The 24,172-nt window shown below is 71.4% G+C and carries 24 protein-coding genes and 1 riboswitch; of the genes, 7 read left to right on the top strand and 17 right to left on the bottom strand.

Annotated elements, in window-relative coordinates; all coding sequences use genetic code 11:
- Positions 1-122: 122 nt before the first annotated feature.
- Positions 123-776 carry a TetR/AcrR family transcriptional regulator gene (locus tag D581_RS0109670; protein WP_018957043.1) on the top strand — a complete coding sequence of 218 codons (654 nt, stop codon included), beginning with the start codon at positions 123-125 and terminating at the stop codon, positions 774-776.
- A gap of 191 nt (positions 777-967) precedes the next feature.
- Here D581_RS0109670 and D581_RS0109675 read toward each other — a convergent pair whose 3' ends face one another.
- The 3 genes from D581_RS0109675 to D581_RS0109685 form a co-directional block, all read right to left on the bottom strand.
- Positions 968-1,282: a DMT family transporter gene (locus D581_RS0109675; RefSeq protein WP_026290366.1), complete on the bottom strand. Its 315-nt coding sequence runs from the start codon at positions 1,280-1,282 to the stop codon at positions 968-970.
- A gap of 12 nt (positions 1,283-1,294) precedes the next feature.
- Positions 1,295-1,361: riboswitch (guanidine-III (ykkC-III) riboswitch) on the bottom strand.
- Positions 1,362-1,547: 186 nt separating this feature from the next.
- Positions 1,548-2,876, bottom strand: coding sequence for a class I SAM-dependent RNA methyltransferase (locus D581_RS0109680; RefSeq protein ID WP_018957045.1), 1,329 nt, complete (start codon positions 2,874-2,876; stop codon positions 1,548-1,550).
- Between the two features lie 176 nt (positions 2,877-3,052).
- Positions 3,053-5,101 (bottom strand): APC family permease, encoded by a 2,049-nt coding sequence (locus D581_RS0109685; RefSeq protein WP_018957046.1) that lies wholly within the window; start codon positions 5,099-5,101, stop codon positions 3,053-3,055.
- Between the two features lie 322 nt (positions 5,102-5,423).
- On the opposite strand from D581_RS0109685, the gene D581_RS0109690 reads away from it, so the two are divergent.
- Together D581_RS0109690 and D581_RS0109695 are read left to right on the top strand one after the other, a co-directional pair.
- Positions 5,424-6,092: a potassium channel family protein gene (locus tag D581_RS0109690; protein WP_007454533.1), complete on the top strand. Its 669-nt coding sequence runs from the start codon at positions 5,424-5,426 to the stop codon at positions 6,090-6,092.
- Positions 6,092-6,769, top strand: coding sequence for a potassium channel family protein (locus tag D581_RS0109695; protein WP_018957047.1), 678 nt, complete (start codon positions 6,092-6,094; stop codon positions 6,767-6,769). Before D581_RS0109690 ends, D581_RS0109695 begins: the two co-directional genes overlap by 1 nt.
- 135 nt (positions 6,770-6,904) lie before the next feature.
- Here D581_RS0109695 and D581_RS0109700 read toward each other — a convergent pair whose 3' ends face one another.
- From D581_RS0109700 to D581_RS0109735, 8 genes are all read right to left on the bottom strand, one after another.
- A complete protein-coding gene (locus D581_RS0109700; protein ID WP_018957048.1) occupies positions 6,905-7,696 on the bottom strand; it encodes a DUF3159 domain-containing protein in 792 nt (263 codons plus the stop codon).
- A gap of 3 nt (positions 7,697-7,699) precedes the next feature.
- On the bottom strand, positions 7,700-8,125 hold the full coding sequence (locus D581_RS0109705; protein ID WP_176739446.1) for an OB-fold nucleic acid binding domain-containing protein: 426 nt from the start codon (positions 8,123-8,125) through the stop codon (positions 7,700-7,702).
- A gap of 75 nt (positions 8,126-8,200) precedes the next feature.
- On the bottom strand, positions 8,201-8,896 hold the full coding sequence (locus D581_RS0109710; protein WP_026290367.1) for a response regulator: 696 nt from the start codon (positions 8,894-8,896) through the stop codon (positions 8,201-8,203).
- Positions 8,897-9,017: 121 nt separating this feature from the next.
- Positions 9,018-11,561, bottom strand: a complete 2,544-nt coding sequence (locus tag D581_RS0109715; protein WP_018957051.1) for a sensor histidine kinase — start codon at positions 11,559-11,561, stop codon at positions 9,018-9,020.
- A gap of 180 nt (positions 11,562-11,741) precedes the next feature.
- Positions 11,742-12,476: an ABC transporter ATP-binding protein gene (locus tag D581_RS0109720; RefSeq protein ID WP_018957052.1), complete on the bottom strand. Its 735-nt coding sequence runs from the start codon at positions 12,474-12,476 to the stop codon at positions 11,742-11,744.
- A gap of 176 nt (positions 12,477-12,652) precedes the next feature.
- Positions 12,653-13,429, bottom strand: a complete 777-nt coding sequence (locus D581_RS0109725) for a DUF3710 domain-containing protein (RefSeq protein ID WP_018957053.1) — start codon at positions 13,427-13,429, stop codon at positions 12,653-12,655.
- A 1-nt stretch (position 13,430) separates the two neighbouring features.
- Entirely contained in the window at positions 13,431-13,961 is a 531-nt protein-coding gene (dut, locus tag D581_RS0109730) for a dUTP diphosphatase (protein ID WP_018957054.1), read from the bottom strand.
- Positions 13,958-14,542, bottom strand: coding sequence for a PaaI family thioesterase (locus D581_RS0109735; protein ID WP_026290368.1), 585 nt, complete (start codon positions 14,540-14,542; stop codon positions 13,958-13,960). The genes dut and D581_RS0109735 overlap by 4 nt, the downstream gene beginning before the upstream one ends.
- 58 nt (positions 14,543-14,600) lie before the next feature.
- Here D581_RS0109735 and D581_RS0109740 point away from each other — a divergent pair, with 58 nt between their 5' ends.
- The gene (locus D581_RS0109740; RefSeq protein ID WP_018957056.1) at positions 14,601-15,059 is read left to right on the top strand and encodes a DUF3093 domain-containing protein; all 459 of its coding nucleotides are present in this window, start codon (positions 14,601-14,603) and stop codon (positions 15,057-15,059) included.
- A 57-nt stretch (positions 15,060-15,116) separates the two neighbouring features.
- Here D581_RS0109740 and D581_RS0109745 read toward each other — a convergent pair whose 3' ends face one another.
- The 4 genes from D581_RS0109745 to D581_RS0109760 all read right to left on the bottom strand — a co-directional run bounded on the left by D581_RS0109745 (position 15,117) and on the right by D581_RS0109760 (position 18,677).
- The gene (locus D581_RS0109745; protein WP_026290369.1) at positions 15,117-16,070 is read right to left on the bottom strand and encodes a hypothetical protein; all 954 of its coding nucleotides are present in this window, start codon (positions 16,068-16,070) and stop codon (positions 15,117-15,119) included.
- Positions 16,071-16,083: 13 nt separating this feature from the next.
- The gene (locus D581_RS0109750; RefSeq protein WP_003965732.1) at positions 16,084-16,380 is read right to left on the bottom strand and encodes a DUF4193 domain-containing protein; all 297 of its coding nucleotides are present in this window, start codon (positions 16,378-16,380) and stop codon (positions 16,084-16,086) included.
- Positions 16,381-16,785: 405 nt separating this feature from the next.
- Positions 16,786-18,018, bottom strand: a complete 1,233-nt coding sequence (locus D581_RS0109755) for a sensor histidine kinase (protein WP_018957058.1) — start codon at positions 18,016-18,018, stop codon at positions 16,786-16,788.
- A 5-nt stretch (positions 18,019-18,023) separates the two neighbouring features.
- Positions 18,024-18,677 (bottom strand): response regulator transcription factor, encoded by a 654-nt coding sequence (locus D581_RS0109760; protein ID WP_003965735.1) that lies wholly within the window; start codon positions 18,675-18,677, stop codon positions 18,024-18,026.
- Between the two features lie 385 nt (positions 18,678-19,062).
- Here D581_RS0109760 and D581_RS1000000141595 point away from each other — a divergent pair, with 385 nt between their 5' ends.
- Entirely contained in the window at positions 19,063-19,236 is a 174-nt protein-coding gene (locus D581_RS1000000141595) for a hypothetical protein (protein ID WP_018957059.1), read from the top strand.
- Between the two features lie 104 nt (positions 19,237-19,340).
- Here the strand turns inward: D581_RS1000000141595 and D581_RS0109770 are convergent, their stop codons facing one another.
- The gene (locus tag D581_RS0109770; RefSeq protein WP_018957060.1) at positions 19,341-20,141 is read right to left on the bottom strand and encodes an inositol monophosphatase family protein; all 801 of its coding nucleotides are present in this window, start codon (positions 20,139-20,141) and stop codon (positions 19,341-19,343) included.
- 45 nt (positions 20,142-20,186) lie between these two features.
- Positions 20,187-21,314 (bottom strand): ferrochelatase, encoded by a 1,128-nt coding sequence (locus D581_RS0109775; RefSeq protein WP_026290370.1) that lies wholly within the window; start codon positions 21,312-21,314, stop codon positions 20,187-20,189.
- Between the two features lie 254 nt (positions 21,315-21,568).
- Between D581_RS0109775 and D581_RS0109780 the strand changes: the two genes are divergently transcribed.
- Positions 21,569-22,816, top strand: coding sequence for an MFS transporter (locus D581_RS0109780; protein ID WP_018957062.1), 1,248 nt, complete (start codon positions 21,569-21,571; stop codon positions 22,814-22,816).
- Positions 22,773-24,095 carry a D-arabinono-1,4-lactone oxidase gene (locus tag D581_RS0109785; protein ID WP_018957063.1) on the top strand — a complete coding sequence of 441 codons (1,323 nt, stop codon included), beginning with the start codon at positions 22,773-22,775 and terminating at the stop codon, positions 24,093-24,095. Before D581_RS0109780 ends, D581_RS0109785 begins: the two co-directional genes overlap by 44 nt.
- The last annotated feature ends 77 nt before the right edge of the window (positions 24,096-24,172 follow it).

A 24,172-nucleotide genomic window follows, 5' to 3' on the forward strand; every position in this document is an offset into this window, starting at 1 on the left:
TGGAAGTCCTTTCCGTCGCGGCCCGAAGGCACAGAGCCGACCGCACACGGAGGGACGCGCACGGTACTCACCGAACCAGAGCTACACTACACCGTACAGTGTAGCTCGGTTAGGATGAGCCCATGCCGACCACCAAGACCCTGCGCGAGGGGTCCACGCGGAAGCGGGCCGCCATCCTCTCGGCGGCCCGGGAACTGTTCCTCGCCGACGGCTTCGACCGCTCCAGCGTCGACGCGGTCGCCGCGCGGGCGGAGGTGTCCAAGCGGACGGTCTACGACTACTTCGGCGACAAGCGGACCCTGCTGCGGGCGGTCGTCGACTCGGTCGGCCAGTCGCTGGTCACGACGGTCCGGCGCACCCTCGACGACACCCTCACGGACCTGACCGAGCCCGCCGAACTGGAGGACGGCCTGGTCGCGTTCGCACTGCGCATCGCGACCGACATGCTCGGTTCGGCGGAGTACACGACACTGCAACGCCTGGTCCGGACGGAGTCCGGCCATCTGCCGCAGCAGGACTACAACCCCATGGCGGACACCCCCGACGAGGCGATCGCCGAGCGGTTCGCATCCTTCGCCGAGGCCGGGCTGCTCGACGCCCCCGACGCCCGGCTGGCAGCCGACCAGTTCCTCGCGCTGACCTTCGGCGTCGCACTGGACCGCCTCGGCTCCGCGAATGCGGCGCAGGACCCCCGCGTACGCCCACTCGTCGTCGAGGGAGTACGGACGTTCCTCCGCGCGTACCGGCCCGATCGGGGTGCGGGCGTCACGCCGTGACGTGGGCGGGCGCCACGGTCACGTCACGGAGGACGCCGGTTGAGCCGAACGCGAAGGCGAGCGTGGCAGGGACCGCGGCCGTGCACGCGCCGCGCAGAACTCCGGCCCGAAGCGTGACGAACCGCGACCCGCTTCCTTACGCGACTGTGCCCACCTCGAACGAGGTGGGCACAGTCGGGCAGGCGTGGGACTCAGTGGGCGGCCTTGAGGCCGACCACGCTACCGACGATCAGCACCAGGAAGACGACCTTCAGCGCGCTGACCGACTCGTCGCCGGTGAGCATGGCGTACAGGACGGTGAGCACCGCACCGATCCCCACCCACACCGCATACGCGGTGCCGACGGGCAGATCCCGCATCGCGTAGGCCAGGCCGCCCATACTCGCGGTCAGAGCTACGGCGAAAACCAGGGACGGGGTGAGCCGGCTGAAGCCCTCGGACTTACCCAGGGCCGTAGCCCACACAGCTTCCAGAACGCCCGAGAGAGCAAGAACGATCCATGACATGACAGCCTCCAGTACGGGCCGTCTTGTCGCACACCGGGTACGGCACCCCTCGTCCGGAAGCCCCGTTCTCGGGCTCCGCTCCAACGTCGCACATCCGGTCGTGGTTGGCAACGTCGACCGCTCATCACCGCACGTCACCGGGGCGATCGGGAAGGCGGGGCAGGTCGTGACGCAACCACGGGGCACTCCATGAGTGGCGCGCGGATCCAGGATGACGGCCCACCGGGCTGGCTCAAGCAGACCGAACCACCGCGCCGGCCGGGCGTCAGGACCTCTTGGCCGTCGGCTCCAGAATCGCCACGCACTCCACATGATGCGTCATCGGGAACAGATCGAACGCCCGCAGCGTCCGCACCTTGTACCCCCCGTCCCGGAAGTACGCCAGGTCCCGTGCCAGCGCCGCCGGGTCGCAGGCCACGTAGGCGATCTTGCGGGCGCCCAGCCCCGCCAGGTGCTTGACCACCTGCTTGCCCGCGCCCGCGCGCGGCGGGTCCAGGACGATCAGGTCGCACTCCGTGATGCCGGTGCGGGGCAGGACCTGGTCGACCTTGCCGTGTTCGATACGGACCCGGTCCAGGTCCTTCAGGTTGTGGCGGGCGTCCTCGACCGCGCGCTTGCCGGACTCGATGCCGAGGACCGCGCCCTTCTCGCCGAGGCGCTGGCCGATGGCTCCGGCGAACAGGCCGACGCCGCAGTAGAGGTCGAGGGCGGTGTCGTTCTTGCGGGGCAGCAGGCCCTGCATGACCGCGCGGACCAAGGTGTTGGCCGCCTGCGGGTGCACCTGCCAGAAGCCGCCGGAGCCGACGCGGTAGGTGCGGTCGTCGGCTCGCTCGCGGACGAAGGCACGGCCGTGGACGCGGTGGACGCCGCCGTCCTTCTCGTCGACGCGGAGCACGGAGACCGGCTTGTCGAGTTCGACCAGGGGGAGCCGGCCGCCGGGCTTCGGGGTGAGGATGACCTGGCGGTCGTTGGAGCCGGTGGCGGTGATGGCCTCCACCCCGGCGATCTGGGGCCACTCGCGCTTCTCGACGCCGAGCTCCGAGACACCCGGCGCGGCGATCAGGCAGCGGTCGATCGGCTGGACGTCGTGCGAGCGGTGCTTGCGCAGGCCCGCGCGGCCGTCGGCGTCGACGGCGTACTGGACACGGGTGCGCCAGGCCGGCACCTCGCCCGCGGGGAGCTTGTCGCCCTCGGCCGGCATGACCGTGCCGTCCCAGCCGGCCTCCTCGGGGGTGAGGCCCGCCAGCCGCAGGAGCTGCTCGGCGATGACCTCGCCCTTGAGGCGGCGCTGCGCGCCCGGCTTGGCGTGCTGCCAGTCGCAGCCGCCGCACATGCCGGGGCCGGCGTACGGGCAGGGCGCCTCGACGCGGTCCTTGGACGGCTCGATGATCCGTACCGCGTCGGCCCGCAGGAAGCGGGAGTCGGTGTCGCCGTCGGTGACCTTGGCGATGATCTTCTCGCCGGGGAGCGTGTGGCGTACGAAGAGCACCTGGTTCCCGTCGGTGCGGGCGATGCAGTGACCGCCGTGTGCGACGGGCCCGACCTCGACCTCGTACTCCTCCCCGACCAGCGACGACGTGGGTTCGTTCTGCATGAGGGGAGGCTCCAGGGAGAAAGGGGGCAAACGGTCGGGCCTGCGGCCGGACGACAGCCCACCAGTCTACGTGGGCGCGGCGAGGGTGCCGACCACGCCCGGCCCCCGCCGCCTGGCGCCCTCCGGACGGGGGCCTGGCGTCCGCACGCCATCGGCCGGTCTCGCCCCTCGCGGTCTCACCTCTTGCGGTTCGGCTCCTTGTGCCTCCGCTCCACCGGGCCCCGGCGGACCGAGCCCGGGGCGTTCCAGTCGGCGCGCTTGCGGGCCCGCTTCTTCGCCGCCTCGGAGGACTGGAGCTGGTACGGGACGGAGGTCACCATGACGCCCGGGGTGAAGAGCAGGCGGCCCTTCAGGCGCAGGGCGCTCTGGTTGTGCAGCAGGTGCTCGTACCAGTGGCCGACCACGTACTCGGGGATGTAGACGCTGACCACGTCGCGTGGACTCTGGCGGCGCAGGCCCTTCACGTACTCGATGACCGGGCGGGTCACCTCGCGGTAGGGCGAGTCGAGGATCTTGAGGGGGACGTTGATGGCGCGCCGTTCCCAGTCCTCGCGCAGCGCCTTCGTCTCGTCCGGGTCGACGCTGATGGAGAGCGCCTCCAGGTGGTCGGCGCGGATCAGTTGGGCGTAGGCGAGCGCGCGCAGCGTGGGGCGGTGGAGCTTGGACACGAGGACGATGGCGTGGACGCGGGAGGGGCGCACGCTCTCGTCCGCGGGCGTCTCGTCGGCGGCGATCTCGGCGGCGACCCGGTCGTAGTGCTTCCGGATCGCGGTCATCGTGCCGTAGAAGATGACCATGCCGAGCAGGGCCACCCAGGCGCCGTGGGTGAACTTGGTGGCGAGGACGATCACCAGGACCATGCCGCAGAAGAAGGCGCCGAAGGCGTTGATGGCGCGGGAGCGGACCATGTGGCGGCGTTTGGCCTGATCCCGTTCGTCGGTCAGCAGGCGGTTCCAGTGCCGCACCATGCCGGTCTGGCTGAGGGTGAAGGAGACGAACACCCCGACGATGTAGAGCTGGATCAGCTTCGTGGAGTCGGCTCCGTAGATCCAGACGAGCAGGATCGCCGCGCTGGCCAGCAGCACGATGCCGTTGGAGAAGGCGAGGCGGTCGCCGCGCGTGTGCAGCTGGCGCGGCAGGTAGCGGTCCTGGGCGAGGATCGAGCCGAGCAGCGGGAAGCCGTTGTACGCGGTGTTGGCGGCGAGGAAGAGGACCAGGGCGGTGGCGGCCGCGAGGACGATGAAGAGGAAGGAACCGTGGCCGAAGACCGCCTCGGCGACCTGGGCGATGACCGGGTCCTGGGTGAAGTCCGCGCCGACCGGGACGCCGTCGCGGATCAGGTCGGCCGCCGGGTTCTCGGCCATCTTGACGTCGGTGGCCAGGGCCAGGCCGATGATGCCGCAGAACATGGTGACGGCGAGCAGCCCCATCATGGCGAGCGTGGTCGCGGCGTTCTTGCTCTTCGGCTTCCGGAAGGCGGGCACGCCGTTGCTGATCGCCTCGACCCCGGTGAGGGCGGCGCAGCCGGAGGAGAAGGCCCGCAGGAGGAGGAAGACGAGCGCGAAGCCGGCCAGCCCCTCGTGTTCGGGCTTGATCTCCAGTTCGGAGGTGGGGGCGTGCATCGCGTCGCCGAGGACCACTCCCCGGAAAGCGCCCCAGAGGATCATGAGGAAGACGCCGGCCACGAACAGGTAGGTGGGAATGGCGAAGAGCTTCCCGGACTCCTTGACGCCGCGCAGGTTCATCAGGGTGAGCAGGACGATGGCGCCGATGGCGCAGAGCGTCTTGTGCTCGATGACGAACGGGATCGCGGAGCCGAGGTTCTCGACGCCTGAGGAGATCGACACGGCGACGGTGAGGACGTAGTCGACGAGCAGGGCGCTGGCGACGGTCAGTCCGGACTTGGGGCCGAGGTTGGTGGTCGCGACCTCGTAGTCGCCGCCGCCGCTCGGGTAGGCGCGGACGTTCTGCCGGTAGGAGGCGACGACCGTGAACATGAGGACGACGACCGCGACGGCGATCCAGGGGCTGAAGTGGTACGCCGACACTCCCGCGATGGACAGCACGAGGAGGACTTCTCCCGGTGCGTAGGCCACCGAGGACAACGGGTCGGACGCGAAGACGGGGAGTGCGATGCGCTTGGGGAGGAGGGTCTCCCCGAGCTTGTCGCTGCGCAACGCCCGGCCGATCAGGATCCGTTTGGGCAGGTCGGTCAGTTTGGACACGCTGAGGATCGTAAGCGGAGCCCGTGGCCGAAACGCACGCCCTTTCGACGTGGCCCCGCATTCTCCTGCGGTCGGCGGAGAACGCCCCGTCATTCTTTAACGCAATCCTTGCGTCCGTTCGGCCTATTTTGCTTTCCCTTTGCCGGAGTGCGCGAGGATGCGGACACTCGGATGAGGGATCGGCTTCCCCGGCGCTTAAGCTCGACTCCGGACCGCGCCGCGGGTGTGTGTCCCGTTGGTTGCCCAGCAAGCTGAGAGAGAAGTGTGAGCAGCGTGTTTTCGCAGGTCAGCCGGATGACCAGGACGGCGGGGTAGGCGCACAGTGCACATCGTCATCATGGGCTGCGGGCGCGTCGGAGCCGCTCTCGCACAGACCCTGGAACAGCAGGGGCACACCGTCGCGGTGATCGACCAGGACCCCACCGCGTTCCGTCGCCTCGGGTCCGGATTCGGCGGTCGCCGGGTCACCGGGGTCGGCTTCGACCAGGACACCCTCCGCGAGGCGGGCATCGAGGACGCCGGGGCGTTCGCCGCGGTCAGCAGCGGCGACAACTCGAACATCATCGCGGCCCGGGTGGCCCGGGAGATGTTCTCCATCGAGAACGTCGCCGCGCGGATCTACGACCCCCGCCGCGCCGAGGTCTACCAGCGTCTCGGCATCCCCACCGTGGCGACGGTCCGCTGGACGGCGGACCAGATGCTGCGGCGGCTGCTGCCTTCGGGTGCCGAGCCCCTGTGGCGTGATCCGAGCGGGGGTGTGCAGCTCGCCGAGGTGCACACGACGCCGTCCTGGATCGGCCACAAGATCAGCACGCTCCAGGAGGAGACGGGGGTCCGCGTCGCCTTCCTCACCCGGTTGGGCGAGGCCATACTGCCGAGCTCGCAGACCGTCCTCCAGGAGGGCGACCTGGTCCACGTGATGATGCGTACGGACGAGATCGCCAAGGTCGAAGAGGCCTTCGCCCAGGGTCCCGAGGAGGACGGTCACTGATGCGTGTGTCGATTGCCGGGGCGGGCGCGGTGGGCCGTTCCATCGCCGCCGAGCTGCTGGAGAACGGGCACGAGGTGCTGCTGATCGACAAGGCGCCGACCGCCATCTCGGTGGAGCGGGTCCCGATGGCCGAGTGGCTGCTCGCGGACGCGTGTGAGATCACGTCGCTGGACGAGGCGGCGCTGCAGCGGTGCAACGTGGTGATCGCCGCGACCGGGGACGACAAGGTCAACCTGGTCGTTTCGCTGCTCGCCAAGACCGAGTACGGCGTCCCGCGCGTGGTGGCCCGGGTGAACAACCCGAAGAACGAGTGGCTGTTCAACGAGTCCTGGGGCGTGGACGTCGCGGTCTCGACGCCGCGTCTGATGTCGGCCCTGGTCGAGGAGGCGGTGAGCGTCGGCGATCTGGTCCGGCTGCTGCGCTTCAGCCACGGCGACGCCAACCTGGTGGAGCTGACCCTGCCGCCTGAGTCGGCGCTGGCCGGCACCCGGGTCGGGGACGTCGCCTGGCCCGAGGACACCTCACTGGTGACGATCATCCGGGGTACGCGGGTGCTGACGCCGAGCCCCGAGGAGTCCCTGGAGGCCGGTGACGAGCTGCTGTTCGTGGCCGCCCAGGCGCGCGAGGAGCAGTTGGAGGATCTGTTGTCGGTCCGCCGCGATCCTTCGGAGGAGTGACCGGCAGAACCGGAGGACTGGCCGGCAGAGCGATGGGAAGGGGCCCGGAACCGCTCAGCGGTTCCGGGCCCCTTCCCATGCATGCCGGGTGTACGGGTTCCCCTGGGATGCCAGGTGTACGCGTACGTGTACGGGTCAGGCGTCCGGGTCGCGGAGCGCCGCGGCGGCCTGCGCCTTGCGCTCCTTCTCGGCCTGCTCCTCGGCCTCCATCTCGGCGAATACGTCGATGGGCGCCGGCGCCTTCGCGAGGAAGACCCAGGTCAGATACACCGCCAGCAGGAACGGCGGGATCTTCAGCGCGATGAGGACCCAGCCGAACTCGGTGGTGTCGGCCCACCAGTAGAGCGGGAAGAGGATCGCGCACTTGGCCAGCAGGATGAAGCCCCAGGCGTAACTGGCCTTGGTGTACGCCTTCTTCCGTCCCGGGTTACGGGTCCGCCAGGAGAGGTTCTCCTTGAAGACCGGGCCGAGGATCAGGCCGATCAGCGGCACCCCGGCCACCGCGGTGCCGATGTAGGCGACCGCGAGGCCCAGGGTGTAGAGCATGCCCGGCAGGTAGAAGTCCTTGGCGTCGCCCGTCATCTTGGCGAAGACGACGCCGAAGGCCACCCCGAAGACGCCGCTGAAGGCGTGCTTGACGGTGTCCCGGCGGATCAGCCGGACGGCGACGAGGGCCAGGGAGACCGCCAGGGCCGCGATGGCCGAGGCGTTCAGGTTCTTGTTGATGGTGAAGATCGTGACGAAAAGCAGCCCGGGGAGGACTGTCTCCACCATGCCGCGCACGCCGCCGAAGGCCTCGAAGAGGGCGGCCTCGGTGACGGCCTTCGCCTCGTCGCCCTGCTGGGCGGCGTGCCTCCCGTCGACGTGCTGCGGGGCCGTACGGTGGGGCTTGTCCGTTTCGGACGTCGGCTTGTCGAGAGACGTCACCGGCTACTCCTTGGCGAGCGGTCGGAGTTCGTATGTGGGGTTGAACAGCACCCGGCGGCCATGGCTCATGGCGACCCGCCCCGAGGCGATGATCCTGCGGCCGGGCTCGATGCCGACGATGGAGCGACGGCCGAGCCAGACCACGTCCAGCGGCTCGGTGCCGTCGAAGAGCTCCGCCTCCAGGGCGGGCACTCCGGCCCGGGGACGGAGGGTGACGGTCCGCAACGTACCAGCCACCTTCACGATCTGCCGATCGGAGCACTCGGAGATCCGGGTGCACCCGGTGGCCTGCGCGTCCTCCTGCAGCTCCTGGGACTCCAGGTCCTCCTGGGAGCTGGAAAGCCGGTCGAGCATACGGCGGAAGCGCCCGGAAGGGCGCGCCGCCTTCCCGGCCTTCCCGGCTTTCTCGGATCGGGGAACAGCACTCATACCCGAAGGGTACCGGTCCTGCGGGCGGTACACGGAGGCCCTGGGCGACCACTCGAAAGGATGACCCAGCGCCCGTCAGTCGCGCTCGAAGCGGTAGCCCATGCCCGGTTCGGTGACGAAGTGCCGGGGGTGCGAGGGGTCCGCCTCCAGCTTGCGGCGCAGCTGGGCCATGTAGACCCGCAGGTAGTTGGTCTCGGTGCCGTAGGAGGGGCCCCAGACCTCTTGGAGGAGCTGCTTCTGGCTGACCAGACGGCCGCCGTTGCGGACGAGGACCTCCAGCAGATGCCATTCCGTGGGGGTGAGACGTACGTCGCGCCCGGACCGGTGCACCTTCTTCGCCGCCAGGTCGACGGTGAAGCCCGCCGTCTCGACCAGCGCGATGTCCTCGGCGCCGCCCTCCTGACCGACCGGTTCCGCCCGGCGTACCGAGGCGCGCAGCCGGGCCAGCAGCTCGTCCATGCCGAACGGCTTGGTGACGTAGTCGTCCGCCCCGGCGTCCAGGGCCTCCACCTTCTCGTCGGAGGTGTGGCGCGCGGAGAGTACGAGGATGGGCACCCGGGTCCAGCCGCGCAGGCCCCTGATCACCTCGACCCCGTCCATGTCGGGCAGCCCGAGGTCGAGGAGGACGACGTCGGGGTGGCGGGCGGCGGCGAGCTGGAGGGCGGTCGCCCCGTCGGGCGCGGCGTCGACCTCGTACTGGCGCGCCTTCAGGTTGATCACGAGGGCGCGGACGATCTGCGGCTCGTCGTCGACCACAAGCACCCTGGTCATCGCGGACCTGCCTTTCTGCTGCACGGGGAGGGGGGAAGAACCCTGTTGTTCGGGGAGACGGAGGGACATGCGTGGGGGCGGGCCGTGTGCGCCCCGGGGCGTCCCGGCCCGCGGGGACCTGTCATGAGGTGGCCCGGGCGGGCAGCTCGGCCTCCGTCCGGACGCCGCCCGGCGCCGCGGTGAGGGTCAGGACCATGGTCAGCCCGCCGCCGGGGGTGTCCTCGGCGTCGAGGGTGCCGCCCATGGCCTCGGCGAAGCCCCGGGAGACGGCGAGGCCTAGGCCCACTCCGGCGCCGCGCGGTGCGTCCCCGTACCGCTGGAAGGGCTCGAAGATCCGTTCCTTGGCCTCGTCGGGGACGCCCCGGCCGCGGTCCACGACCCGTAGCTCGACCCGGCCGCCGAGGGCGCTGGCGGCCACGGCGACGGGCTCGTGGCCGGGGTTGTACTTGACGGCGTTCTCCACGATGTTGGCGACGACCCGCTCCAGGAGCCCCGGGTCGACGGCGACCATCGGCAGCGTCTCGGGGATGTCGAGGTCGACGCTGCCCTCCGGGACGCCGCCGAGCGCCATGGGGACCACCTCGTCGAGGTCGATCTCGCGGATCAGCGGGGTCACGGTGCCGGTCTGAAGGCGCGACATGTCCAGCAGGTTGCCGACCAGGTGGTCCAGCCGGTCGGCGCCGTCCTCGATGCCTTCCAGAAGCTCCGCCTCGTCCTCCTCGGACCAGGCCACGTCGTCGGAGCGCAGCGAGCTGACGGCGGCCTTGATGGAGGCCAACGGGGTCCGCAGGTCGTGGCTGACGGCGGCGAGCAGCGCGGTCCTGATCCGGTTGCCCTCGGCGAGCCTGCGGGCCTGCTCGGCCTCCCCGACCAGGCGCTGGCGGTCCAGGACGACGGCGGCCTGGGCGGCGAACGCGCCGAGCACCCGGCGGTCCTCGGCGGGCAGCACCCGGCCGGACAGCGCGAGGGCCATGTTGTCGCCGACCGGCATGTCCACGTCGGCGTCGTCGGGGCGGGTGACCGGGGCCGGCCCGACGAATCCGGCGCAGGTCCACGGTTCGACGTCGCTACTGCGCTCCAGCAGGGCGACGGACTCCATGGCGAAGGTCTCGCGGACCCGTTCCAGCAGGGCGTCCAGAGCGGTCTCGCCGCGCAGCACACTGCCCGCGAGGAAGGAGAGGATCTCCGACTCGGCGCGCAGCCGCGCGGCCTGGTGGGTGCGCCGGGCCGCCAGGTCGACCACGGAGGAGACCGCCACCGCCACCGCGAAGAAGATCACGATGGCGACGAGGTTCTCCGGGTCCTGGACGGTCAGGGTGTGGGTGGGCGGGGTGAACCAGTAGTTCAGCAGCAGGCTTCCGACGGCCGCCGAGGCGAGTGCGGGCCGCAGTCCGCCGAGCAGGGCGGCGGCCACCGTCAGGAAGAGGAAGAGCAGGACGTCGTTGGCGAGGCCGGGGGCGTCCTCCATGCCGCGCAGCACCACCGCGAGCAGGACGGGGCCGACGACGCCGACGAGCCAGCCCCAGATGATCCGGGCGCGGCCGAGCCGGGCGCCGCGGGCCATGGGCAGGCCGCGTCCCTTGGCGACCTCCTCGTGGGTCACGATGTGGACGTCGAGGTCGGGTCCCGACTCGCGGGCGACGGTCGCGCCGACCCCGGGGCCGTAGATGTACTGCCAGGTCTTGCGGCGGCTGGAGCCCAGCACGATCTGGGTGGAGTTGACGCCGCGGGCGAACTCCAGCAGGGCGGCCGGTATGTCGTCGCCGATGACGTGGTGGAAGGTGCCGCCGAGGTCCTCGACCAGGGTGCGCTGGACGGCCAGCTCCTTCGGGGACGCCGAGGTCAGGCCGTCGCTGCGGGCGATGTAGACGGCGAGGATCTCGCTGCCGGAGCCCTTGGCCGCCATCCGGGAGGCGCGGCGGATGAGGGTGCGTCCCTCGGGCCCGCCGGTCAGTCCGACGACGATGCGTTCGCGGGCCTGCCAGGTGGTGCGGATGTTGTGCTCGCCCCGGTACTGCTGGAGGTACTCGTCGACCCGGTCGGCGACCCAGAGCAGGGCCAGCTCGCGCAGGGCGGTGAGGTTGCCGGGGCGGAAGTAGTTCGAGAGGGCCGCGTCCATCTTGTCGGGCCGGTAGATGTTGCCGTGTGCCATCCGGCGGCGCAGCGCCTGGGGCGACATGTCGACCAGCTCGATCTGGTCGGCCCGGCGCACCACCTCGTCGGGGACGGTCTCCCGCTGCCGGACCCCCGTGATCGACTCCACGACGTCGCCCAGCGACTCCAGGTGCTGGATGTTGACCGTGGATATGACGTCGATCCCGGCCTTGAGGAGTTCCTCGACGTCCTGCCAGCGCTTGGCGTTGCGCGAACCGGGCACGTTGGTGTGGGCCAGCTCGTCCACCAGCGCCACCGCCGGGGCCCGCTCCAGGACCGCGTCCACGTTCATCTCGGTGAAGACGGTGCCCCGGTACTCCAGCTCCTGGCGCGCCAGCAGCTCCAGCCCGTGGAGCATGACCTCGGTCCGCGGCCGGTCGTGGTGCTCCACGAACGCCACCACACAGTCGGTCCCGCGCTCGACCCTGCGATGGGCCTCGGAGAGCATCGCGTACGTCTTGCCGACGCCCGGTGCCGCGCCGAGATAGATCCGGAGTGTGCCGCGTCCCATGGCCCCATTGTCTTCTTCCGTCCGGCCCTGTCGTGTGGAGGGCCGGTGGCGCCCGGTGCGGCTGCCGTCCTCGACGCTACTCCGCCGGGGTGCCTGGTTCGGTCCCGGGAGTGCAGGTGGGGGGCGTATTGACGGAACTCTGATGCGCGCCGGGGCGGGGGCGGGGGTGCTGCGGGAAGGTCAGCCGTGTTCGACGATGTGGCCGTCGCTCAGCTCCAGGACCCGGTCGGCGAGGCTCAGCAGCTGGGGGTCGTGGGTGGCGACGAGGGCGGTGACGTTCTCGCTGCGGACGACCGCGCGGAGCAGTTCCATCACGGCGAGCCCGGTCTCGGCGTCGAGCTGTCCGGTGGGCTCGTCGGCGATCAGGAGGGCGGGGCGGTTGGCGAGGGCGCGGGCGATGGCGACGCGCTGCTGCTGGCCGCCGGAGAGCTCTCCGGGGCGCTGTTCGGCGTGGTCGGCGAGGCCGACGAGGGAGAGCAGCAGGGCGACCCGCTCGTCGCGCTCGGCGGGGTCGGCCTTGCGCAGCCGCAGGGGTACGCCGACGTTCTCGGCGGCGGTCAGGATGGGGATGAGGCCGAAGGACTGGAAGATGAAGCCGACCCGGTCCCTGCGCAGCTCCAGGAGCCCCTTCTCGCCGAGCCCCGACAGCTCGGTGCCGTCGACGGTGATCCGGCCGCCGTCCGGGGTGTCCAGGCCGCCGACCAGGTTGAGCAGGGTGGTCTTGCCGGAGCCGGAGCGGCCCTTGAGCGCGACCAGCTCGCCGCGGGGTATCTCGAACGAGACCCCGCGCAGGGCGTGCACGGCCGCCGCTCCGCTGCCGTACGAGCGGTGCAGGTCCTCGACCGCGACCATGACCGTGCGGGCCGGGTCCTCGGCCAGGGCCGTGCCGGACTGCCCGCTGGTGCTCTCGGTCATTCTGCTCCCCCGTACTCACGTGCTCACGTGGTCTGCGTCGTCGCCCGCCAGTATGTGCGTCGGGCGCACGGCCGGGCAATGGCCGGCGGGCCGGACGCACAGAAAACGGCCGGTGGGCCGCACCCGCGAAAGGGTGCGGCCCACCGGCCTGTGCTGCGAAATGCCGCGGCGTACCGCTAGCGGACCTCGGTGATCTCGGGTCCGCGCTGGAGCTGCCCCATGCCGCCGGAGAACTTCGAGCCCTCCTGCTCGTCCTGCTGCACGCCCTCGGGCACCATCTGGGCGTCGTTGGGGAGCTTGAGGACGATCGGGTCGCGGGGGGCCATCGGCCCGTCGCCGCGGACGACCACGGTGTCCCGGAAGATCGTCTCCAGGAGGCCGGCAGCCTCCGGCTGGACGGCGCCCTGGCCGGAGATCACTCCGCGCAGGAACCAGCGCGGCCCGTCGACGCCGACGAAGCGCACGAGCTGCACGCCGCCCGTGCCGTCCGGAAGCTGTACGGGGACCTGCGCGCGCAGCTCCCAGCCCAGCGGGCCCTCGACCTCGTCGATGATGCCGCCCTGCTGGGTGATGCCCGAGGCGATCTCGTCGCGGACCTCGCCCCAGATGCCCTCTTTCTTGGGGGCGGCGAAGGCCTGCAGCTGGACCGCGCTGTCGCGCAGCACCACGGTGGCGGCGACGATCGCGTCCCCGGCCACCTCGACGCGCAGCTCCATGCCCTCGACCCCGGGGACGAAGATGCCGCCCAGGTCGACCCGGCCCTCGCCGGGCTGGGTGACCTCGGTGCTGTCCCAGGGTCCGTCCGGCCTGGGGGCCGGCGGAAGGTTCATCCGACGGGTGCCCTTGGCGGCGCCGTCATCACTGCCCTCGGGCTCGTCGGCGACCTGCTCGGCCTCGCGCACCTCGTCCGCCGCGTCCTCGGCGGAACCACTCTTCTTGCGACGTCCGAACACGTCACTGTCCTTCCCGGTCGGATACGACCGAAGCGTAGCTGTTCCCACCGTGGGTGATCCCGCCCTCGGCGCCGTCCACCGACGCGTGGCCGCCGGTGGACCCGAAGCCCCCTTCGGCCCGCGCCGAGCCGGGAAGCTCCGCCACCTCGTGGAAGCGCACCTTCTCGACCTGCTGGACAACCAATTGGGCAATCCGGTCGAACCGTTCGAATCGCACGCTCTCGCGTGGATCGAGGTTGACCACGATCACCTTGATCTCCCCACGGTACCCGGCATCCACGGTCCCTGGGGCATTCACGAGGGCCACTCCGCAGCGGGCCGCGAGGCCGGAGCGCGGGTGAACGAAGGCGGCGTACCCGTCGGGCAGGGCGATCGACACCCCGGTGGGGAGCACCGCGCGCTCGCCGGGGGCGAGTTCCGCGGCCTCGGTGGTCACCAGGTCGGCCCCGGCGTCGCCCGGGTGTCCGTAGGCCGGCACCGGCACGTCCGGGTCGAGCAGGCGGATCAGTACGTCGACGGGGTTGCGGGTCACGGGTTCACCTCGAAGGCGCGGGCGCGCCTGACCTGGTCGGGGTCGGACATGGCGGCCTGGATCTCGGCGGGCCTGCCGTTGTCGATGAAGTGGTCGACCTTGACCTCGATGAAGAGGGCGTCGGCCCGGACCGCGACGGGCCCGTCGGGGCCGCCGATCCGGCCGGTGGCGGTGGAGTAGATCTTCCGGCCGTGCACGGCGGTGATCCGGGCGTCGAGGTGCAGCACGGTGTCCACGGGGACGGGGCGGACGAAGTCGGTCTCCAGCCGGCCGGTCACCGCGATCGTGCGCAGCAGCCAGTTCAGCGAGCCGAGTGTCTCGTCCAGCGCCGTGGCGAGCACGCCGCCGTGGGCGAGGCCGGGGGCGCCCTGGTGGGCGGGCTGCACGGTGAACTCGGCGGTCACGCTCACGCCCTCACCGGCCCGCGCCATCAGGTGCAGTCCGTGCGGCTGTCCCCCGCCGCAGCCGAAACAGTGTTCGTAGTGCGCTCCGAGGAGCTCGCCGGGGGCGGGCGCGTCGGGGTGCCGGTCCGGCGCGACGGCGTCTGGCGGGGGTGTCAGAGCTGCTGATGTTCCACTCACAGGCGCAGACCTTACCCGCGCGGCAGCACGCCGGTCGCGCCGTGCCAAGCTTGGTTCCATGCAGCCTTCCGCACCGCCCTTCGACGAACGTCTCACCGCGCCCCGCTCCTGGTGGTTCATCGCCTTCGGGGTCGGTGTCGCCTGTGCTCTGATGCTTCTGCCGCTGGGCACTCTGCCGCTGCTCGCCGGGCTGGCCGGCGGCACGGTCGCCGCGGCGCTCCTGGTGAGCAGCTACGGCTCCGCCCGGATCCGGGTGGTGGCGGGGGCGCTCGTGGCCGGCGACGCCCGGATTCCGCTGTCGGCGCTCGGCCGGCCCGAGGTGCTGGACGCCGAGGAAGCGCGGGCCTGGCGCACGCACAAGGCCGACGCCCGTGCGTTCATGCTGCTGCGCGGATATGTGGAGACGGCGGTGCGGGTGGAGGTCACGGACCCGGACGACCCGACTCCGTACGTCTACCTCTCGACCCGGAACCCGCAGGGCCTGGCGGCGGCGCTGAGCACCGTCCCGACCGCCTGAGCGGACGACGCGGGCGGGGGCTGCGGACCCGGTGCGGGTTCAGGGGCCGCTCGTCGCTCAGGGGCCCTCGATCTCCCTGGGCAGCTCGGCCGGGTTCGGGGGCTGTTCCAGCGGGGGCAGCTCGGGCAGCCGGTCCCAGGGGACCGGGTGCTTGCGCAGGTCGTTCCTGATCCGGTCGGCGAGCTTGCGGGTGTCGCGGCGGTTCATCGTGGCGCCGACGGCGGCGCCGATCATGAACGGGATCAGGTTGGGCAGATTGCGCGCCATGCGCTTCATGATCTGCTGACGCAGTTCGCGCTTCATCTGACCGCCCAGCGCGGCGTTGAGCGTGGTGGGGCGGGTGATGTCGATGCCGCGCTCCTCCGTCCACGACGTCAGGTACGCGGTGCTGCGCTGGCCGAGATTGCCGGGGGGTCGGCGGCCGTAGACCTCGTGGAGCTCGGCGACGAGCTTCATCTCGATCGCGGCGACGCCGGTCACCTCGGCCGCCAGCTCGGCGATCATGGCGGGCGGTACGGGCATCATGGCGGCGGCCCCGATGCCTGCGCCGACGGTCGCGGTGGCCCGGCAGGCTCCCGTGACCAGCTTGTCGGCCAGTTCCTCGGGTCCCAGCCCGGGGAACTGCTTCCGCAGGGTCGCGAGGTCGCGCACCGGCACGCGCGGGGCCGTATCGATGATGCGGTCGGCCAGCTGTCCGGCCAGTGCCTTCGCGCCCTCCCGGCCCTTGCGTACACCCCGTTTCACCGCGTGCAGGCGGCCCCCGGTCGTGGGCTCCGCCCGACCCTGCTCTCCTGGCCGGTCCGGCGACGCTGCCGACCCGGCCACTTCGAGCGAGGCCGAACGGCCCCGCTCGTCGTCGAAACCGCCGGAGTGTTCCGGCAGGGCAGCGGACCGCTCGGCAGACGCGTTACCGCCTTCTGCCGGGCCTGTGCCGCCTGTACCGTCCTGGTTCGCCTCCGGGCCGTGCCGGCGCCAGGGGCGCCGCTTCCGGAACGGTGTCTCGCCTCCCACGGCCGACCCGACCTCAGTCGCAGTCGCGGCAGATGGGCTGACCGTTCTTCTCGCGGGCCAGCTGACTGCGGTGGTGCACCAGGAAGCAGCTCATGCAGGTGAACTCATCGGCCTGCTTGGGCAGCACCCGGACGGCCAGCTCCTCGTTGGAGAGGTCCGCGCCGGGCAGCTCGAGTCCCTCGGCCGCGTCGAATTCGTCGACGTCGACGGCGGATGCCGTCTTGTCGCTCCGACGCGCCTTGAGCTCTTCGAGGCTGTCCTGGTCCACGTCGTCGTCGGTCTTGCGTGGGGTGTCGTAATCCGTTGCCATGTCGCTCTCCCCCTCTTGGGTGTCTACGGGTGTCTCAGCGCACGTAACGCGTGAGAGGCCGGACTTGTGCCCGACCTGAGGCGGAGATTTTGCCTCACATCAAGGTCTGTTACTCAATCGACACCCAACCGCGCGCCTCGGCGAGGCTCGGCTTGGGTGGCGATGGGGACCGTACACGGTCCCGACTGCGCAGTTCACGGGTGCCACCCCGTGTACTTCCCGTGATAACGATGCCCGAAAACCTGGACGATTACCGGCTTTCCGGCGGAGTCGCGATCACGGAGAGTAGATGACCCGAAAATCGACTCTGTGATGGATCACACACGACCCGCCCGGGAACGGGTCCCGAAAATTCCGCCCAAAGCGAACATGAAGATTCGGTGCAGAGTCACATCGTGCAGCCTCTCAGACCGGCAGGGTGACGCGCATCACGAGACCACCGCCCTCGCGGGGCTCCGCGATGATACGGCCTCCGTGGGCTCGCGCGACGGACCGGGCGATCGACAGGCCGAGCCCGACTCCCTTGTCGCTGCCCGTGCGCTCCGTACGCAGCCGCCTGAAGGGCTCGAAGAGGTTGTCGATCTCGTAGGCCGGGACCACCGGTCCAGTGTTCGAGACGACAAGCAGGGCCTGCCCGTCCCGGGCCTCGGTGGCGACCTCCACCCAGCCGTCCTCGGGCACGTTGTAGCGCACGGCGTTCTGCACGAGGTTCAGCGCGATCCGCTCCAGCAGGACGCCGTTGCCCTGGACCACCGCCGTGACCCGCTCGCCCCGGACCTCGACCTTCTTCGCCACCGCCTCCGACCGGGCCTGGTCGATGGCGCGCTCGGCCACCTCCGCGAGATCGACCGGCTTGCGCTCGACGATCTGGTTGTCGCTGCGGGCCAGCAGCAGGAGCCCCTCGACCAGCTGCTCGCTGCGCTCGTTGGTGGCCAGGAGGGTCTTGCCCAGTTGCTGGAGCTCCGGAGGAGCCTCCGGGTCGGAGAGATGGACCTCCAGCAGCGTGCGGTTGATCGCCAGCGGGGTGCGCAGTTCGTGCGAGGCGTTGCCGACGAACCGCTGCTGCGCGGTGAAGGCCCGCTCCAGCCGGTCCAGCATGTCGTCGAAGGTGTCCGCCAGCTCCTTCAGCTCGTCGTCCGGGCCGTCCAGCTCGATCCGACGGGTGAGGTCGGTCCCGGCCACCCGGCGCGCGGTCCGGGTGATCCGGCCGAGCGGGGACAGCACACGTCCGGCCATGGCGTAGCCGAAGGCGAAGGCGATGACGCTGAGGCCGACCAGGGCGAGCAGCGAACGGTTGAGCAGGGTTTCCAGCGCCGCCTTGCGCTGGTGGTTGACGCAGGCGTTCATCGCGGCGTTGAAGGCGTCCGGGCTGGCGTTCGGGGGCAGGTCGCAGATCTCGCTGGTGACCTTGCCGCTGACGATCTCGAACGGCAGATCCGTGCCGACGCTCAGCGCCTGCGCCGCCAGCATGTAGATGATCGACAGCAGCACGATGCCCGCGATGAGGAACATCCCGCCGTACAGCAGCGTGAGCCGTATGCGGATGGTCGGGCGCAGCCAGGGGTACGGGGGCTCCTGCTGCTTGGGCTCCCAGGTCGGCTTCGGAGGCGCCGCGGGGGGCCCGGGGGTGGCGGCCATGGTCCTCAGATCCGGTATCCGGAGCCCGGCACGGTGACGATGACGGGCGGTTCGCCGAGCTTGCGGCGGAGCGTCATGACCGTGACCCGCACCACGTTGGTGAAGGGATCGGTGTTCTCGTCCCAGGCCTTCTCCAGCAGCTGTTCCGCCGAGACGACCGCGCCCTCGCTGCGCATGAGGACCTCCAGCACCGCGAACTCCTTCGGGGCGAGCTGGATCTCCACCTCGTCACGGAAGACCTCGCGGCGGTTCGGGTCGAGCTTGATGCCGGCGCGCTCCAGGACGGGCGGCAGCGCCACCGTCGTACGGCGGCCCAGCGCACGCACCCGGGCGGTCAGCTCGCTGAAGGCGAAGGGCTTGGGCAGATAGTCGTCGGCGCCCAGCTCCAGGCCCTCGACCCGGTCGCTGACGTCGCCCGACGCGGTGAGCATGAGCACCCGGGTGGGCATGCCGAGCTCGACGATCCTGCGGCAGACGTCGTCCCCGTGCACGACCGGGAGATCCCGGTCCAGCACGACGACGTCGTAGTCGTTGACCCCGATGCGCTCCAGGGCCGCGGCACCGTCGTAGACGACGTCGACGGCCATGGCCTCCCGGCGCAGTCCGGTGGCCACCGCATCGGCGAGCAGCTGCTCGTCCTCGACGACGAGTACGCGCACGGCGCAGTCCTTCCTTCGGTCCTTCGATGGGTTCACAGAGCCGGGCGGCCCCCGCGGGGCGCGCCCGGACACGGGCAGCAATGGCCGACTGTGCGCCTCCATCCTGCCCGCAACACGCATAAACCGGCGGTAAGGCGGCGGTGGGCCGGGCCTCCCGCCGACTGCCCGCCGGGAAGCGGGCGGATTTCCGGGCCAGTTGAGGTTTCTCCGAACCATGGCGCGGGGAAGAGGGGTTCACACCCGCGATCACGCCTGTCACGTGGCATGCCACTGCTCGCTCCGTTTCCCCGGAGCGGCGGCGCGATCACCCGCTCCTCCGGCCCCTCGGGCCGGGGGGATCCCGGGCACACCCCCGTGCCACCGACCCACGATGAGGGGGCGCATCATGGACGCTTTCACCGCAGGTCTGCTGCAGCGCATCAAGACGACCGAGACCGTCCTCACCCGGGCGCGCGAGGACGGCGACGACTTCCTCGCGGACGTCGAGCAGGGCGAGCTGGACGATCTGCGCCGTCTCGCCGCCGAGCACGGCGTGGAGATCGGCGCCACCAGCGTCTGAGCCGTACGCCACGGGGCCCCGGACACCGTCGTGGTGTTCCGGGGCCCCGTGGCATGTGCGGGGGCCTCAGGCCCCTCGCCAGGGCCTTCTCCGACGGGGCCCCGTCAGTCGTGCCAGGCGCCCAGCTCGTCGAGTGCGGCCTGCAGCGGCTCGAAGACGCCGGGGGTGGCGGCCACCGTCAGGTCCCCGTCGGCGGGCGACCCCGGGCGACCGCCGGTCAGCGCGCCCGCCTCCCGGGCGATGAGGTCGCCCGCCGCCAGGTCCCAGGGGTGCAGCCCACGCTCGTAGTAGCCGTCCAGCCGGCCCGCCGCCACATCGCAGAGGTCGACGGCCGCCGAGCCGCTGCGCCGGATGTCCCGGAGCCGGGGGATCAGCTGCTGGGCGATGTCCGCCTGGTGGGCACGGACGTGTCCGACGTAGTTGAAACCGGTCGAGACAAGCGCCTGGTCCAGTGGCGGGGCGGGGCGGCAGCGCAGGGCCTCGCCGTTCGCGAACGCGCCGCCGCCGAGGACCGCCCGGTAGGTCTCCCGGCGCATCGGGGCCTCGACGACGCCCACGACCCGCTCTCCGTCGCGCTCGGCGGCGATGGAGACCGCCCAGGTGGGCAGGCCGTACAGGTAGTTCACCGTGCCGTCGAGCGGGTCGATGACCCAGCGGATGCCGGTGCTGCCCGGGGAGCTGGCCCCCTCCTCGCCGAGGAAGCCGTCGTCGGGGCGGAAGTCGGAGAGGTAGCCGGTGATCAGCTTCTCGGCGGCGATGTCCATCTCGGTGACCACGTCGATGGGGCTGGACTTGGTCGCGGCCACCCCCAGGTCGGCCGGGCGGCCGTCGCGCAGCAGGGCTCCGGCGCGGCGGGCGGCCTCCAGGGCGAGGTCGAGCAGTTCGGACAGGGCGGGGTCGGTCACGGCGCTCCCAAGGGGTCGGTGCGTAGGGGCAGGCGGTGCTACGGGCTACGCGTACGGGCTGTCGGCCCCGGCGGCGGCGGGTTTCGGGGCCCTGGCGGGGCAGCAGCCGACCGGACAGAGGTCGTGGGAGGGGCCCAGGGCGCCCAGCGCGCAGCGCTCCACCGCCCGGCCGCGCTCGGTCGCGGCGCGCTCCAGGACCAGGTCCCGCACGGCCGCGGCGAAGCGTGGGTCGTCGCCCACCGTGGCGGACCGGCGGACCGGCAGGCCGATCTCGGCCGCCTTCGCGGTGGCCTCGGTGTCGAGGTCGTAGAGCACCTCCATGTGGTCCGAGACGAAGCCGATGGGCGCCATCACGACCGCGGGGACGCCCTCGGCGCTCAGGCTCTCCAGGTGGTCGCAGATGTCGGGCTCCAGCCACGGGATGTGCGGGGCGCCGCTGCGGGACTGGTAGACGAGCTGCCACCGGTACGCGATCCCGGTCTCCTCGCGCACCGCGTCGATGATCAGCCGGGCCACGTCGAGGTGCTCGGCGACGTACGCCCCGCCCTCGCCGTGCGCGTCGGCCGGGCCCGAGGCGTCGGCGGCGGAGGTCGGGATGGAGTGGGTGGTGAACGCGATGTGAGCGCCCGCGCGGACGTCCTCGGGGAGGTCGGCGAGCGAGGCGAGGACACCGTCCACCATGGGCTCGACGAAGCCGGGGTGGTTGAAGTAGTGCCGCAGCTTGTCGACCCGGGGCACGGGCAGCCCCTCGGCCTCCAGGGCGGCCAGCGACTCGGCGAGGTTCTCGCGGTACTGGCGGCAGCCGGAGTAGGAGGCGTAGGCGCTGGTGGCGAGGACGGCGATCCGGCGGTGCCCGTCGGCGGTCATCTCCCGCAGGACGTCGGTCAGATACGGGGCCCAGTTGCGGTTGCCCCAGTAGACGGGGAGATCCAGGCCATGCTCGGCGAAGTCCTCGCGCAGCGCTTCGAGCAGGGCGCGGTTCTGCGCGTTGATCGGGCTGACCCCGCCGAACAGGAAGTAGTGCTTGCCGACCTCCTTGAGGCGTTCCTCGGGGATGCCGCGGCCGCGGGTCACGTTCGCCAGGAACGGGACCACGTCGTCCGGGCCCTCGGGGCCGCCGAAGGAGAGCAGCAGCAGGGCGTCGTAGGGAGCGGGATCGCGCAGATCGGACATGACATCGATCCTGCCACCCGCCTCCGACAGGGCGGCCACCGACATCCGACGTCCCGTCGGAAAGACCGGGAAGGCCGGGGCTCCCGGGGGTCAGGGACCCGGAGGCCGGGTATCCCGGAGGCAAGGTATCCCGGGGGTCGGGCAGCCGCGTCGCTCCCCCGCGCCGCCGCCCGGAATCCAGTGTCCGGGACGTCCGGCCGACCGTAAGCTGTATCGGCCAGCCATACGCCTGACAGGCACGACCGGAGTACCCCTTGCCCAGCCCCTACCGCGCCATCTTCTCCGCCCCCGGTTCGAGGGAGTTCTCCGCCGCGGGCTTCTTCGGCCGGATGCCCTTGTCCATGATGGGCATCGGCGTCGTGACGATGATCTCCCAGCTCACCGGCCGCTACGGGTTGGCCGGGGCGCTCTCCGCGACCCTGGCGATGTCGGCGGCGGTCTGCGGCCCGCAGGTCTCCCGGCTGGTCGACCGCTACGGGCAGCGCCGGGTGCTCCGTCCGGTCACGCTGGTCGCGGTGGCGGCGGTGGCGGGCCTGCTGATCTGCGCCCAGCAGGGGGCGCCGGAGTGGACGCTGTTCGTCTTCTCGGTGGGCGCGGGCTGTGTGCCGAGCGTGGGGTCGATGGTCCGCTCCCGCTGGGCGGCGATCTACCGGGGCTCCAGCCGGGATCTGCACACCGCGTACGCGTGGGAGTCGATCGTCGACGAGGTGTGCTTCATCTTCGGCCCGATCATCTCCATCGGTCTCTCCACCGCCTGGTTCCCGGAGGCGGGGCCGCTGATCGCCGCCGGCTTCCTGCTGGTCGGCGTCTTCTGGCTGACCGCGCAGCGGGCGACCGAGCCGGTGCCGCACCCGAAGTCGCAGCACACCGGGGGCTCGGCGCTGCGCTCGCGGGGACTCCAGGTCCTGGTGGCCACCTTCGTGGCGACGGGAGCGATCTTCGGGGGCGTGGACGTGGTGACCGTGGCCTTCGCCGAGGAGCGCGGCCACAAGGCCGCGGCCTCGCTGGTACTGGCCGTCTACGCGCTCGGCTCGTGTCTCGCGGGGGCCGTGTTCGGACTGCTGCACGTGAAGGGGAACCCCGGGACCAGATGGCTGGCGGGTGTCTGTGCGATGGCCGTGAGTATGATCCCCCTCCTACTGGCCGGGAACCTTCCGTTGCTGGCCGTGGCGCTCTTTGTCGCGGGCCTCGCCATCGCACCGACGATGGTCACCACCATGGCCCTCGTCGAAGCGCACGTACCGCGCACCAAGCTGACCGAGGGCATGACCTGGACCAGTACCGGGCTCGCGGTCGGAGTGGCGCTCGGCTCCTCGGCCGCCGGCTGGGTGGTCGACGCCGCCGGGGCGAAGGCGGGGTACGCGGTGCCCGTCGTGGCGGGAGCGCTCGCGGCGGCGGTGGCGGTCCTGGGATATCGCCGGCTGGCCGGGCCGGCTGCGACGGGAGGGCGCGGGGAAGATGACCGACACCTACGCACGGACGACGACGAGCGCGTGGCGTAACTGGGCGGGCACCGTCACCGCCCGGCCCGCCCGCACCGAGTCCCCCGCGTCCGTGGACGAGCTCGCGGACGTGCTGCGCCGGGCGAGCGCCGAGGGCCTGCGGGTGAAGCCGGTCGGCGCGGGCCACTCCTTCACGGCGGCGGCCGCCACGGACGGAGTGCTGATACGCCCGGACCTGCTGACCGGGATCCGGCACATCGACCGGACGGCGATGACCGTGACGGTGGAGGCGGGCACTCCGCTCAAGCGGCTCAACACCGCACTCGCCCGCGAGGGCCTGTCGCTCACGAACATGGGCGACATAACGGAGCAGACGATCGCCGGGGCGACCTCCACCGGTACGCACGGCACGGGCCGGGACTCGGCGTCGATAGCGGCGCAGATCCGCGCACTGGAGCTGGTCACCGCCGACGGCACGGTCCTTGTCTGCTCCGAGCGGGAGAACCCGGAGATCTTCGCGGTGGCCCGGATCGGGCTCGGCGCCCTCGGGGTGATCAGCGCCGTCACCATCGCCGTGGAGCCGATCTTTCTGCTGACGGCCCGTGAGGAGCCGATGAGCTTCGACCGGGTGACCGCGGACTTCGACTCCCTGGTCGCCGAGAACGAGCACTTCGAGTTCTACTGGTTCCCGCACACCGGCAACTGCACCACGAAGCGCAACAACCGCAGCGCCGGTCCGGCCGCCCCGCCCGGGAGAGTGAGCGGCTGGATCGACGACGAGCTGCTGTCCAACGGAGTCTTCCAGGTCGCCTGTTCGCTCGGCCGCGCGGTCCCGGCGACGATCCCCTCGATCGCCAGGCTCTCCAGTCGGGCGCTGTCGGCGCGTACGTACACCGACATCCCGTACAAGGTGTTCACCAGCCCGCGCCGCGTGCGGTTCGTGGAGATGGAGTACGCCGTTCCGCGCGAGCGGGCGGTGGCGGCGCTGCGGGAGCTGAAGGCCATGGTCGAGCGGTCGCCGCTGAAGATCAGCTTCCCGGTCGAGGTGCGCACCGCTCCGGCCGACGACATGGCGCTGTCGACCGCTTCGGGCCGGGACAGCGTGTACATCGCCGTACATCTCTACAAGGGCACGCCCCACCGGTCGTACTTCACCGCGGTCGAGCGGATCATGACCGCGCACGCCGGCCGGCCGCACTGGGGCAAGATCCACACCCGCGACGCGGCCTACCTGGCGGAGGTCTACCCGCGCTTCGGCGAGTTCACCGCCCTGCGCGACCGGCTGGACCCGGACCGGCTGTTCGGCAACGACTACCTGCGGCGCGTGCTCGGCGACTGAGTTCCCGAGCCCTCCGGTACGCCGTCGGCCCCGGTCCTCTCCCTTGTGGAGGGGGCCGGGGCCGATGTGCTGTGCGC

Source organism: Streptomyces sp. CNB091 (assembly GCF_000377965.1).